The following is a 12917-nucleotide window of genomic DNA, read 5'->3' as shown; positions in this document are numbered from 1 at the left end:
GCAACGGACGTGTGAGAGCATCTTTGTCCGATTCCGTATGTAGCAACGCGTCATTTCCGCAGCTAGGCATAAGCTATAGCCCAAGAAACATCATCGGATAAACGCCCCTGAGTTGTACAGGCCGGAATGGTTGTACCGGACAGAACAAGAAAGAGGAGGTTGTCTGGAATATGAAAAAATGTTCTATGTTGATCCTGTCCTGTGCATGTATGCTGGGTGCTGTGTTGTCGGTTGCTCCAGGACAAGTACAAGCGCAATCGTCAACGCTGACGAAAGGGGCTCAGAGTGAGCAGGTGCTGGAGCTTCAACAGCAGCTTCATTCGCTCGGTTATTTTAAAGCCGGTTTTACCGGGTATTACGGATCCTTGACCAGTAAAGCAGTTGCCCGTTTCCAACGGGACTACGGCCTTACGCCCGACGGTGTAGCCGGAGCGACAACGCAAGCCAAGCTGGATTCCTTCGGGAAGGTGCGTTTAACCGCCCTGGAGCAGTTGGCCCGGATTATTTATGCCGAGGCACGCGGGGAATCTTTTCAAGGGCAGGTAGCCGTGGGGGCGGTCGTATTAAATCGTGTGCAGTCCAATGAATTTCCAAGCTCGATTCCGGACGTTATTTTGCAGCCAGGCCAGTTCACCGCTGTACAGGATGGTCAATACCGCCTGAAACCGAACAAGACCGCGTATCGTGCGGCAAGACAGGCTCTTAATGGTGCTGATCCGACGAACGGGTCCCTGTTTTATTACAATCCGGCCATTGCCACAGCCAAGTGGAGCAAGAGCCGTCCGGCTGTCATTTCACTCGGCCGCCATACGTTTACAAATTAATTCAACGTAAGAACACGTAACTCGTTAGTCGTCAGTTGCTCCCTGTAGCCAGGAGCAGTGGCGGCTTTTTTTGCATATTCACAAATTTGTAATATATTAGTGTCGATTTCTCTATTTTAATATTAAAATTTCTACATATTTTTCCGATACTATTAATAGTAAAAAATATGATTTCAAAGGAGTCTTACTGAAATGAGTCAAAATCCTTACAGCATCGAAGTGGATCAAACCATTAAAACGGTACATATGGCGGTGAACGGTGTGTTTAGCCCGACTGAGTATGATAGTTTTGTCAATGAGTATGTATCCAAGACTTCCTCTATTCAGGCTTCCAGCTTTACGCTCAAAGTAGACTGTACCCAATTGGCACTGCTGGGCCCAGGAGAAGTAGAAAAACTGAAAGGTTCTTTTGTACGGTATAAAGAGACCGGATTTGCCAAAGTGATTTTTGTTATCAGCCTTCAACAAACGATTATTAAAATGCAACTCGGTCGTGTAGCACGTGAAGCGGGATTAAACAACGTAGATATCGTCGTACAATAATGTTCTGAAGCGGTGACAAACAGCGAGATGAATGTGTAAGGGGGAACCTGCTGATGAGCCATATTAGAATAAAGGCATTGGGTGTGTATCATCCGCCTCATTCAGTAGATAACGAATATTATATCCGTCATTTTGGCAAACAGGGCAAAGATATTCGGCGCTTCATGGAGCATATGGGCAGGAAAAAGCGTTACATTATTGATCACCCGGACGAGAACGGTTTGGCGATGGGGATCGCGGCTGCCAAGAAAGCGCTGGATCAGGCTCAAATGACAGGCCGTGATGTGGACATGATCGTGTTTTCCACCCAAGTCCCAGAGTCACTGTTCCCTATGAATGCCCTATTTATTCATCAAGCGATTGAGGCCAGACATGACGTGGTTGTCATGGATTCTAACGCGAATTGTGCAGGCATGACGGTGGCTGTCGATCAAGCCAGCCGATCCATGCTGTCTAGTCCTGACGTGAGGACAGCACTTATCATTGGTTCGGATTATAATTCACTTGTTTCTGGCCCTGAGGATGAAATTACTTATGCCAATTATGGGGATGCCGCTTGTGCGGTTATTTTGGAGCGTACAGAAGAGGATACAGGTTTTATGGATTCTATGTATTTTACGGACCCGGTCAACATAGATAAAATTTTGTACCCGGCTCAGGGATTAGCGGCAACACTCCAAGCAGATGCTCCGGGAAAATATATTCAGTGGCTTCCGTTTGACGCTAATATGGCCTTGCCCCCTACATTTGAGCTGCTTGAACGCATTTTGAAGAAGAACGGACTGGCGCCTCAGGATATACGGGCTTATTGCCTGTCCCAGTTTTCGCTGGCAAATGTGTTGAAGATTCAGGAGCACTTGAAGCTGGAGGATGCCCAAATGATCTATGTGGGTGATCGCTATGGCTACACGGGTACCAGCAGCCCGTTCATTGCCTTGTATGAAGGGATTGAATCCGGTCGCATCCGCCGCGGTGATTATGTGCTGTTCTGGACAATTGGAGCCGGATATCAGCTGGTTGCTATGCTGTTTAAATATTAAGGAATATGAAAAAGACCTTGCGGCCGCAGGGTCTTTTTGTGCATTATACCCATTCAATTGTAATGAGAGATTATTTTTCGCAGGCAATTCCGTCATGATCACGGTCGAGTGCTAAGCGGTAGCCGGGATCACCTTTGTAGAGAGGTGCCTTACCTGCCTTTTTAACAGCTGTACAGTTTTTGTAATAGACGGAACTTTGCGTAGCTGATTTATGGGATTTTTTTGATTTTTTGGCCTCCACGGTGGGGGCGAATTGAAGAGAAACGCTGAATACTAGAGCCGATGCCAGTGCGATGGAGATGATTTTGGATTGTTTGTTCATCCTTACTCTTCCTTTCTGTTCATGACTATAGTCCCGGTCCTTTATACAAATATGTAGGGGATTAGACTGATTATAGTCTATCAGAATCAGGGATATTTTTCTATAAAAAAGGATGAATGGATAGTTTATGGCTATTTGTTTGTGTTTTGTCCGATTGTTTTGTAAAGTTTATACATTGAATTCCTGAGGGGGCTTATATTGCGGACGTTTAATAGCATAATAGCTAGAGCGAAAATGGGACAACATAAAACAGGAGATGGAGTGTCATGACAATCGAAAATTTATTTTATGGGGACCGGATTAAACTATCCGCTGTCAGGGAAGAAGATGCCGAAACGATGTTCAAATGGGGAGAGGATGCGGAGTATCTGCGAAATGTGGATACGGACTTGGCACTTCCTTATACGCTGAAGCAAATGGAATCGGAAGGTTCACCCAGTTCGAATGAGGTCTATTTCCGGTTGAGAACGTTAGCAGATGATGTCCTGATCGGATTTGTGGCCATTCACGGGATTGAGTGGAATAATCGGATCGGCCAGTTGGCGATTGGCATAGGCAATACGGACTACCGTGGGAAGGGATACGGTGCGGAAGCGGTGCGTCTCATTCTTCGTTATGCTTTTTACGAATTAAATTTGAATCGGGTCGGTCTGGATGTTATTGAGTACAATGAACAGGCCATTCGAACCTACGAAAAGGCGGGTTTCCAGCTTGAGGGCAGGGTTCGTTCGGCTGTTCTTCGTGATGGCAACAGTTACGACCGTATTATGATGGGGATGCTGTATTCCGAATGGAATGAAAGCGTTAAAGTTTGAGAGATACACAATTTGTTCATAAAATATTCCATAAACAGTCTTTTAACAGGGTCAAAAGAGGTCTATAGTTAAGTTGTCACATACTGAGATACATAGTGTTTTCGGTGTGAGTCAAAGCTAAGGAGGAATTTACATGACAAACGTTGTAAGGTCCGTCACTTCACCCAAGAAATTTATTTCTGGCCAAAATCTGCTCTCGTCGTTAAATGACTACATTAAGGATTATGGCGATAAAGCCTTTATTATTTGCGATGAGTTTATACTTGAAAGGGCTCAAAGGGAGGCTGGCGCTTCTATTGAAGCGGCTGGCAATCAGGCCATTTTCGAGAAATTTCAATATGAATGTACTAAAGAAGAAATTGAGCGTAACCGGGAATTGGTGCGCAAACATAGCGCTAACATCATTATAGGAATCGGCGGCGGGAAAACGCTGGATACCGCTAAGGCAACGGCTTACTATGAAAAGCTGCCTGTCGTTATTTTCCCGACGATTGCTTCTACGGATGCCCCTTGTACAGCCCTTGCGGTTATCTACAAGAAAGATGGCTCCTTTGATGAGTATTTGTTCCTGCCAACCAATCCCGACGTTGTACTCGCAGATACGGGCATTCTGGCAGCGGCGCCTGCACGTTTCTTCGCAGCTGGCATCGGCGATGCGCTGGCTACTTATTTTGAAGCGCGGGCTTGTTATCAGTCCAATGGGGACAACCTCGTGCTGAACAAGCCTTCCACCACAGGGCTGGGGCTTGCCCGTCTCTGTTATGATACATTGCTGGAAAATGCCGTGAAAGCCAAGCTTGCGGTGGATCGTAAAGTATATACTCGTGCGGTGGAAGATACCATTGAAGCGACAATTTATCTGAGTGGTGTTGGTGCGGAATCAGGTGGTTTGGCAGCAGCTCATGCGATTCATAATGGCATGACGGCTGTTCCTTTACTGCATAAAGCACAGCATGGCGAGAAGGTCACATTCGGCTTGCTAACTCAGCTGGTGCTGGAAAATGCACCGAAAGAGGAACTGGAAACGGTCATCAAACTGGTTAAGGATGTAGGTCTTCCATTGACGCTTCGTGATCTGGGTGTAGAGGAGTTTGTCGAGGCTGAATGGCGTCAAGTAGCCGAAGCTGCCTGTGCATCGAATGACACGATGGTCAATATGCCGTTTCCGGTCAGTCCTGCTGACGTGTACAACGCCATCATTGCGGCAAATGCGATTGCAGAATCCTATCAGGGATAGTTTTTCCCTAAAGAACGAAAATATCTTTTGCAAAAACGGGTCTGTCATATTACTGGCAGGCCCGTTTGGTTTAAACGCGGACTTATATCATATCTTATTCTGACCGATATACATGTAACAGATGAAATTAGGAATGGTTACAGCAGGAGGAGATTTGATGTTGGTACATGGTAAAACACGAAGAGGCAGTTTGTACATCCATATGTCCAGCGGTTTTCATAAAATTGGAGATTATCGGGAAGAATATTCAGTAGCGCCGGGAGATCGACTGATGTCGAGATTGACCAAGCGGATCTATACCATTGTATCTGTGCATCTCGGTGAAGAGGCGTATGCCGATATTGATCTGGAAGAAGTGATTAGAAATAGTTAAGCGCTTGGTTAGACTCAAAAAAGCTTCAATTTCACTCATAGAGCGAAGTTGAAGCTTTTTTTGTTATTTCAGCGCAGAGCCTCGTTGAGAAGGTCCCGTGTGATAATATTATTTTGATTCATAAATGTTCTGATCGCTGATTGCGAATTGGTTGTGGATAGTTCCTTTCCCCAAGTCATGGCATAAGCCCAGGCGGGTTGATTTTTTAGTACATTGGCGCTCGGCAGAATATTACTTTCTCCAATTCCAATCGGCTTGCCTTGTGCAAGCTTGAGCAGTCCGGTGTAATAAGAGGCTTTGTAATCATTATTGTATATGTCAGCTGCGAGAATATCCACTCTGTTTATGCCTGGAAAAGTTCGACTGTACGGTGTGCTGTATACGTTCGGTGCATTCGGACTCCATACCCATAACAGATTATCTAGATGATGAACATTAACGAATCGGTCATACATCACATTCCACAGTTTGGCGTAATTTTGTTTGTTCCCCCACCAGAACCAGTTACCGTTCATTTCATGATAGGGTCTCCACAAAACAGGCACATCTGCATCCCGCAAGGTTTTGAGGGAGAGTGCAACCTCATCAATATCTGCAATCAGCTGTTGATATTGCGGGGTACCCGGTGTGATGTAACGATTAAATTCCGCCTGACTGAGCTTGGTTTGCACGTTTTTCCACGTTTTCGGTTTACCTGGTAACGCCTGATGAAAGGTGATCGCTACAATCCCGCCAGACTGGCTCCACTGGATCGCACTGTCCACAACACGCAGACGTTGCTCTTGTAAGGCTGCGTGGGACTGATTGGCTAATCCTCCAAACTCATAGCCATGGAGTCCTGCATATTGTCCGCTGATTTGTTGTAGCTTGTTATTTTGTTCATCCGGTGCCTCCAAATAATCATGCTGCCCGGAAATTAGCGTACCCCCCGGCACATTGGAAAGGTAGGTGAGTAGTTGCCTGGCTTTGGCAGAGGCCTGGGAATTAACAGGCGGAGCGGCATCAGCTATAATGAACGATTGCTGTAAGACACTGAATAGTAAAACAAGTAGTAGCAGTAGCACCCTTTGCAACCAAAAGCGTATTGAGTGAGATTTCATGGCGCTCCTCCTTTGATGACATCATGATGAAATTACAAGTTTTCTTTGCGCTTTCTCAGCTGGATACATGCGCTAATGAGGATTATTAGCAAACAGGAGAAAACCAACCAGTTCGGTTCCTGTGAATATATCCAGCTTTCCAGCAGAAGGAAGCCGAAAATCAACGCAAGCAAACCCATGGTAAGAACCATTTTGGTTTGCGCTGGACGGCGGCTACACTTGGAAATCCAGTGTATGATGCCCAGAACGATGGCTACCTGAAATAAAAACATGCCCGTTAACATTAAAGTAGCTAAAATGATTGGGGACATCGGTATCCTCCTCCTAAATTACAATCAGAATATGCAGGTTGTAACCGGGTGCGGATTCATGAATGTGAATTCAATATAGGTAGGCAAGTAGTTGTACTCTCGTTACAATCTAATTAAGTTGACTAAATTATACCATAACTACCGTCCTGCAATAAAAGGTGTCAAAATACCTACTCTGCCTTGATTCGCCATCGTACTCTATATTCAGTGAAATATTGACACATAGTTGTACACTTCATAAATATGCAGGAGAAGTGGGAAATATACAGTAAGCATGAGTATAAAATCAACGCGAAATCAGCGGGAAAGTTTGGTATCATTAAGGTGATATTGATAAGGGGGCCATTCACATGAATGAAGATAACCGACCGTTTTCTAGCCCTGTAGATGCTGAAGGAGCCAAAGCGAATTTTGATGCGAACCAGCGGAAGCTTCACTCTGAGGGAGCCTCTGGCTTATGGCGTCAGGTCAGCAATCTGCTTATTCTGGTTGGCGTGATTGCGTTGATTATTATTTTAGGTCGAGTGCTCTAAGGATAACATCTAAAAATAAAACCAAGAAGATTAGAAGAACAGGGGTGTGAAGTGGTGTTAAAGGCAGCGTTACTTTTTATGCTGGCTGGCATAGCCGAAATTGGGGGAGGGTACTTGATCTGGCAGTGGCTGCGTGAAGGGAAGACATGGTATGTCGGACTTTGCGGCGGGGTGATTTTGGCTGTCTACGGAGTCATTGCGACCTTTCAGGTTTTCTCCTCCTTTGGGCGTGTGTATGCAGCATACGGGGGTGTCTTTATAGTCCTTTCCATTGCATGGGGATGGTGGATTGATAAAAAGACACCTGATTTGTACGATATCGTGGGTGGCTTGATTTGCTTGGTCGGAATAGCCGTAATACTTTTTCCCCGATCTGGATGATAGGACAAAAAACCCTTTTTTATTTTTTTGAAAAACATGACTATTGATCTACATAAATGAGCTTCATATTCCGAAATAGAACTTAAGGAGGGGGTTCTATGAACTGGAATCAAATGAAGCTTAGAATGAAATTTGGCCATGCTGTACCGAAGAGTGAAGGGAATTTCTCAGTAGGTATCGTATGGGGAATCCTGATTAGTGTTGTGCTTTGGGTCTCGATTATTGGCTGGTTTATGCTTATTTTCAAGTGATCTCTAGGAATCACTATATAAGGCTGTTTAGTTAAATGCTACTTAAGTAACCCGTGCCCTATGACCCAGGTTTTAATCTGTAAAATCGTTACGAAGCTTGTCCAGGCCACGGTTTATAGCTTCATCAATCATATCTGTAGCAGCAGGAGTATCGGCATTGATGTCAGGAATACGATTAAAGCCTGGCTCGCGCTGATCTAACGACTGTTCATGTTCGACCTGATCGACGGTGCGATTCTTTTCTTCCCTAATGTTTTCTTTCATAATACATCACACGCTCCTTTACGAGTGCAAGCATATTGTACGCTTTATATAAACGTTAACGCTCAAGGCAGCTAAAGCGGCTATAATAATAAAGCCGGGGAGGAAATAGCTCCCGCCCGGCACTTCCCAAACGACTAGCGATGCTCAATCAGATCAATCGCTCCCAGAACAACATGAGCCAGTCCGAAACCGAGAATGCCTGTAGCCGCAAGCTTGTACTTACTGCTCAGCAACACAGCGCCTGAAGCCGATACTACCGTTCCAAGAACAGCTGGAATCATACCTTCACGCATTCGTAACACCCCTTCTGGTAGTTTGGAAAGACGTTTATTATTGTAATTCAAATGGGCCCAAGTTATACAAAAAAGAAATTTTATTGTTTTAGAAAAAAACACTTTACAACTCGATGAAATTGTCGTATTATATGTTGGTGCCCAATAAAACGGTATTTACATAGCGAGAACCATTTTGTACATAAGCTGGATGTTTCTCCGATACTTATAAGTCAAGTAAGTATGAAAAATAGCGTTCCTAAATTTATGCCGGGGTGGCGGAATTGGCAGACGCACAGGACTTAAAATCCTGCGGTAGGTGACTACCGTACCGGTTCGATCCCGGTCCTCGGCATTAGTATGCTTTACCACGGTCACATCAGAGTTAAATGTACGAAAATAACAAGAGGTCCTGTATATCTGCGGAATGTTCCGTTATAGGTATACAGGGCCAACGAAACGCCTCACCGTTACTATCCGGAGGGGCGTTTTTTGTTTTGTCAAGATTACGGTGTATTAATCCGAACGCGGGCAACGGGACCGATAGGCGACAATTATTTAATAACCATCTGGTTACTGTAAAGAAACAAAAGACAGAGGGCCAGCAGTTCGGTCGATGTTGATGTGCTGACTGTGATATTAGCTGTACCTAACGAAAAACGTTTGTTGAGCTTCGAACTACACGGCCATGTTCGTGACGCTGGATACTGGCACACGTCCACTGGAGGGTGCAAAAAGCCGAATACGGGCAACAAAGAAAGTAACTGAAGGGCCTGACAACACTTATACAGTAGGTCAGGCTCCACTCATAATCTTAGATACTTTAAAACGATTTATTGATCTTAAAAAAGCTTGGAAGCCATGACAAACGATTATTTGAGCTGCGTAGGTTCATTTGCTCTCGCAACATCTACTTTGCTTAGAAACAGATAACAGATTGTAAAGGAGAGTGCGACAGCAATGATCATTCCGGAAATGGCATAGATAAAGTAAGGCCCGAAGTAAGCGGGAATGCTAAATATACTCGATAACACATATCCATACAATCGGACACCGAAAAAGCTGATAAAAGCCGAAGCAACTGAACTTGCGATGATGGCGGCTAGAAAAGCTTTTTTGTACTTAGCTAGAACACCGAATAAAGCGGGTTCAGTAATTCCCAAAAGACCGGAGACGGCGGCTGAAACAATAATAGATTTTTCTTTAGGTGTGTTTACCTTGTAATACACTGCAAATGTTGCGCCTACGATTGAAAAGTTAGCCATACACATCATAGGCATTAACATATCGTAACCTTGTGTTGCAAAATTCTGCAAAGCAATCGGAGTCATTGCATGATGCATGCCAGTAAAGACGGCCAAAGGTCGAATCGCACCAACAACAACGCCAGCAAGGATGGGAGAGATACCGAATAAGCCTTGAACAAGCCAAGCCAAGCCATTGCCTAGGTGAATGCCAATGGGACCGATAACGGATAATGCAAGGAAGCCCGAAATAAACAAGGTTAACGTTGGCGTAACTACGGTTTTTAACACTTCTGGAATAAACCTGTTGACGATTTTATGAATATGGCTCATCGCCCATACGGCAAAGATAATCGGGATTACTGTACCGGTGTAGTTAAACACTGGGATAGGTATAAAGCCTAAAAACTGAAACGAGGAAAGTTCCCCGGCCTTGGCCGCATCCACCATCGTTGGAAACATAATGGTAGCAGCGATTGCTATCGCTAAATATTCGTTGGTTTTGAAAATTTTAGCCGCCGATGCTGCCAGGAAAAACGGTAAAAACGTAAATACTCCGCTCGCCATCATGTTAATGATCTGAATGGTTTCGCTTTGATCCGAGATGATATGGAGGGCGGTCAGCCCTGCGATAAGTCCCTTGATCAATCCTGCCCCGGCAATAGCTGGAACGATAGGCCCAAACACGCCGGATACAATATTCATGAAGAGTGTAACAAACCCCTTCTTTTTTTCAGAGCTTGCCTCATCTTCCTTTTGAACATCCGTTAGCTTTAATTCACTGGCCAAAATATTAAAATATTCCGCGACTTTAGGACCAAGAATGATTTGGAATTGGTCATTATTAAACTGCGCGCCCAAAACCGGGTCCAATTCCTTAATTTTCTCTATGTCCACTTTGTTTTTATCTTTTAAATCAAACCTGAGTCTGGTCATGCAATGCCAAGCGTTTTGAATATTGCTTTCTCCTCCGACCCCATAAATCATGTCTTGTACCGCTTTCACTTTGTTCATTAAAATTCTCCTGTCCTAGGAATATAAAGTATTGGTTCCGTTTACATTCTGAATGGTATCACAAAGGTCTGGTGAATAAAAGCAGTCCAAAATAAGCTTTGTTTTATAAAAAAACCTTGATACATAAGGTTTTTTTGAGATTTTTATGATAAATTGGATTGGTTTTTTTAAACAATTCGACAATTTACCCAGCCAAATTGATTCTGCATTTCAAACATGTTTCAATAAACCTAGAAATTCTTAGAAAAGAGGAGACATATGAACCCTTCCATCATCACTAATGTGGAATGTTTTGTGCTTAAACCTGATCGACATAATCTGGTGGTCGTCAGAGTAACTACAGATAATAAAATTACGGGATATGGTTGCGCCACTTTTCAGCAGCGCCCGAAAGCCGTTCAACTCCTCGTCGAGGAGTACCTTAAACCTATATTGATTGGAAGAGACGCCAACAATATTGAGGACTTATGGCATATGATGATGGTCAACTCTTATTGGCGTAATGGACCTGTACTGAATAACGCTATTTCTGGGGTGGATATGGCTTTGTGGGACATTAAGGGTAAAATTGCCGATATGCCCTTGTACCAGCTGTTTGGAGGCAAATCGAGGGATGCGATACCTGCATATACTCATGCAGTTGCAGACAACATCGAGGATTTATACCGAGAGATTAATGGTATTCTTGAGCAAGGATATAAACATATCCGGTGCCAACTTGGCTTTTATGGAGGGAATCCTTCGCATTTGCACGCTCCGGATTACCCTACCCAGGGTTCCTATTATGACCAGGACGAGTATATGCGAACAACCACCAAGATGTTTGCTCTATTAAGGTCAAAATATAATGACCAGTTTCATATCCTGCATGACGTGCATGAACGACTTTTCCCGAATCAAGCCGTACAGTTTGCAAAAGACCTCGAATGCTATAAACCGTACTTTGTTGAGGACATTTTACCGCCGGATCAAAATGAATGGTTAAGTCAGATACGCTCCCAAACTTCAACTGCAATAGCCACCGGGGAACTGTTCAATAATCCTTTAGAATGGAGAAGCCTTATTGTCAACAGGCAGATTGATTTTATTCGCTGCCATGTATCTCAAATTGGAGGGATCACGCCTGCTCTTAAGCTCGGAGCCTTATGCGAGGCATTCGGAGTTAGAATTGCTTGGCATACACCGTCAGACATTACTCCTATTGGAATCGCCGTTAACACTCATCTTAATATTCACCTGCACAGTGCCGCGATCCAAGAGAATATTCCGATTAAGGAGAACACACGCAGCATCTTTACGCCCATCATAGACGCTAAAGACGGATACATTTACCCTCTTGAACTTCCGGGCATCGGCGTGGAATTCAATGAAGAACGGGCGAAAAATTATCCAGTGGAATACAGGATGCACGAATGGACGCAGGCGAGATTGCCAGATGGAACACTGATGACCCCTTAAAACAAAAATACTCCAGCATATAGGGACCCTTATGCTGGAGAAGCTGCCTGTTTAGTTGAATGCTTCTATAAGCTTCTTCTTTTGTGATGCTCGTTATTGAAGGCTGTCAAATACGTACATTTATAGTCAATGGCTACGATTTCGCTTATCTCAAAGATAATCCCATTATTAAGAATGCCGCGGCTTGATATTTTCATCGCTGGGCTCTTTCTCTTTTGTTGCAAGAGCATAGCCTGTTCTTTATTAAGGGCGATTGCCTCATAGGTATTTAGGTAATGCGAAATCGTATATTTATGTTTTTTCACGTAGGATTGAATGGAGTGTTCGGCATCCGTGTGCGTAAGGATTGGAAACAAAATAACAGGTAATCGGGACAACTCTAATTGCATCGTTTGATAGTTAACGATTCTTAGACGTTGATATACCCATACCTCATCGCTACTTGTTATTCCAAAAATCTGTTGGTCCTCGGGAGTAGCGGGTTGCTTTTGCAACTCGATTACTTTGGATTTTATGTTGGAGTATGGGTTCTCAGTTAAAGAGTTATAGATGAGCGGACTGGTCTGAATATTCTTTCCAATGAAGATGCCTGATCCCTGAACGACTTTAACCAGGCCCATGTATTTTAATTTTTTGATTGATTCATGAATGGTGTACCTTGAAACATTATACTGCTTCGCGAGTTCTCTTTCCGTCGGCAGTTTCCAGTCAGGATAATGATTTTGGTAGATTTTGCTCAATAAATCGTGAATTACAAATTCCCTTTTGTTCACTAATAAGCCCCCTAGTCGTTGGTTCATTGATATTTTTATCATACTGTTATAGCAACTATTATCAAGTGATTATAGTAATTATTTCTCTTTCTTGGACATTTTATCTCTAGCAAATCTTCATGTCCCGTTGGGCTTAGTATGCCACCAACCTATAAAATGAAG

General features: G+C 43.8%; 16 protein-coding genes, 1 tRNA gene and 1 pseudogene. 11 read left to right on the top strand and 7 right to left on the bottom strand.

All coding sequences use genetic code 11. The features are described 5' to 3' along the window. The first annotated feature begins 170 nt into the window (after nt 1-170). The 3 genes from ABIA61_RS07850 (at nt 171) to ABIA61_RS07840 (ending at nt 2407) form a co-directional block, all read left to right on the top strand. Nucleotides 171-824, top strand: coding sequence for a cell wall hydrolase (locus ABIA61_RS07850; RefSeq protein ID WP_283652459.1), 654 nt, complete (start codon nt 171-173; stop codon nt 822-824). A 192-nt stretch (nt 825-1016) separates the two neighbouring features. Continuing rightward, nucleotides 1017-1367, top strand: coding sequence for a hypothetical protein (locus tag ABIA61_RS07845; RefSeq protein ID WP_283652458.1), 351 nt, complete (start codon nt 1017-1019; stop codon nt 1365-1367). Between the two features lie 53 nt (nt 1368-1420). Continuing rightward, the gene (locus ABIA61_RS07840) at nt 1421-2407 is read left to right on the top strand and encodes a ketoacyl-ACP synthase III (protein WP_283652457.1); all 987 of its coding nucleotides are present in this window, start codon (nt 1421-1423) and stop codon (nt 2405-2407) included. Nucleotides 2408-2477: 70 nt separating this feature from the next. Here ABIA61_RS07840 and ABIA61_RS07835 read toward each other — a convergent pair. Continuing rightward, a pseudogene (locus tag ABIA61_RS07835) lies at nt 2478-2645 on the bottom strand (excalibur calcium-binding domain-containing protein); the annotation flags it as partial. A 350-nt stretch (nt 2646-2995) separates the two neighbouring features. On the opposite strand from ABIA61_RS07835, the gene ABIA61_RS07830 reads away from it, so the two are divergent. The 3 genes from ABIA61_RS07830 to ABIA61_RS07820 all read left to right on the top strand — a co-directional run bounded on the left by ABIA61_RS07830 (nt 2996) and on the right by ABIA61_RS07820 (nt 5154). Then, nucleotides 2996-3544, top strand: coding sequence for a GNAT family N-acetyltransferase (locus ABIA61_RS07830; RefSeq protein WP_283652456.1), 549 nt, complete (start codon nt 2996-2998; stop codon nt 3542-3544). Nucleotides 3545-3677: 133 nt separating this feature from the next. Then, nucleotides 3678-4781: a glycerol dehydrogenase gene (locus ABIA61_RS07825; RefSeq protein WP_283652455.1), complete on the top strand. Its 1104-nt coding sequence runs from the start codon at nt 3678-3680 to the stop codon at nt 4779-4781. Between the two features lie 157 nt (nt 4782-4938). Next, the gene (locus ABIA61_RS07820) at nt 4939-5154 is read left to right on the top strand and encodes a hypothetical protein (protein ID WP_025685324.1); all 216 of its coding nucleotides are present in this window, start codon (nt 4939-4941) and stop codon (nt 5152-5154) included. 68 nt (nt 5155-5222) lie between these two features. Here the strand turns inward: ABIA61_RS07820 and ABIA61_RS07815 are convergent, their stop codons facing one another. Then, a complete protein-coding gene (locus ABIA61_RS07815) occupies nt 5223-6254 on the bottom strand; it encodes a glycosyl hydrolase (protein WP_404580031.1) in 1032 nt (343 codons plus the stop codon). 32 nt (nt 6255-6286) lie between these two features. Beyond that, nucleotides 6287-6565: a hypothetical protein gene (locus tag ABIA61_RS07810; protein WP_283652453.1), complete on the bottom strand. Its 279-nt coding sequence runs from the start codon at nt 6563-6565 to the stop codon at nt 6287-6289. 350 nt (nt 6566-6915) lie between these two features. Here ABIA61_RS07810 and ABIA61_RS07805 point away from each other — a divergent pair, with 350 nt between their 5' ends. The 3 genes from ABIA61_RS07805 (at nt 6916) to ABIA61_RS07795 (ending at nt 7730) form a co-directional block, all read left to right on the top strand. Beyond that, a complete protein-coding gene (locus ABIA61_RS07805; RefSeq protein WP_044648234.1) occupies nt 6916-7098 on the top strand; it encodes a hypothetical protein in 183 nt (60 codons plus the stop codon). Nucleotides 7099-7152: 54 nt separating this feature from the next. Continuing rightward, nucleotides 7153-7479 (top strand): YnfA family protein, encoded by a 327-nt coding sequence (locus tag ABIA61_RS07800; protein ID WP_283652452.1) that lies wholly within the window; start codon nt 7153-7155, stop codon nt 7477-7479. A gap of 98 nt (nt 7480-7577) precedes the next feature. Beyond that, a complete protein-coding gene (locus ABIA61_RS07795; protein ID WP_200893493.1) occupies nt 7578-7730 on the top strand; it encodes a hypothetical protein in 153 nt (50 codons plus the stop codon). A 72-nt stretch (nt 7731-7802) separates the two neighbouring features. On the opposite strand, the gene ABIA61_RS07790 is transcribed toward ABIA61_RS07795, so the two are convergent. Together ABIA61_RS07790 and ABIA61_RS07785 are read right to left on the bottom strand one after the other, a co-directional pair. After that, a complete protein-coding gene (locus ABIA61_RS07790) occupies nt 7803-7994 on the bottom strand; it encodes a hypothetical protein (RefSeq protein ID WP_283652451.1) in 192 nt (63 codons plus the stop codon). A gap of 134 nt (nt 7995-8128) precedes the next feature. Beyond that, nucleotides 8129-8287: a hypothetical protein gene (locus ABIA61_RS07785; protein ID WP_013311032.1), complete on the bottom strand. Its 159-nt coding sequence runs from the start codon at nt 8285-8287 to the stop codon at nt 8129-8131. Nucleotides 8288-8535: 248 nt separating this feature from the next. On the opposite strand from ABIA61_RS07785, the gene ABIA61_RS07780 reads away from it, so the two are divergent. Beyond that, nucleotides 8536-8621 (top strand) — tRNA-Leu (locus ABIA61_RS07780). A gap of 517 nt (nt 8622-9138) precedes the next feature. On the opposite strand, the gene ABIA61_RS07775 is transcribed toward ABIA61_RS07780, so the two are convergent. Beyond that, nucleotides 9139-10524 carry a PTS transporter subunit EIIC gene (locus ABIA61_RS07775; RefSeq protein ID WP_283657150.1) on the bottom strand — a complete coding sequence of 462 codons (1386 nt, stop codon included), beginning with the start codon at nt 10522-10524 and terminating at the stop codon, nt 9139-9141. Between the two features lie 258 nt (nt 10525-10782). On the opposite strand from ABIA61_RS07775, the gene ABIA61_RS07770 reads away from it, so the two are divergent. Then, entirely contained in the window at nt 10783-11982 is a 1200-nt protein-coding gene (locus tag ABIA61_RS07770) for an enolase C-terminal domain-like protein (protein ID WP_283652448.1), read from the top strand. Nucleotides 11983-12047: 65 nt separating this feature from the next. Here ABIA61_RS07770 and ABIA61_RS07765 read toward each other — a convergent pair whose 3' ends face one another. Beyond that, complete coding sequence (locus tag ABIA61_RS07765; protein WP_283652447.1) at nt 12048-12755, bottom strand: GntR family transcriptional regulator; 708 nt, start codon at nt 12753-12755, stop codon at nt 12048-12050. Nucleotides 12756-12917 lie beyond the last annotated feature (162 nt).

Origin of the sequence: Paenibacillus sp. RC21 (assembly GCF_044907935.1) — a bacterium.
In the GTDB taxonomy this organism is placed as follows: Bacteria; Bacillota; Bacilli; order Paenibacillales; family Paenibacillaceae; genus Paenibacillus; species Paenibacillus terrae_A.
The sequence above is the reverse complement of the archived record's forward strand: the minus strand, read 5'-3'. Positions and strand labels throughout refer to the sequence as shown.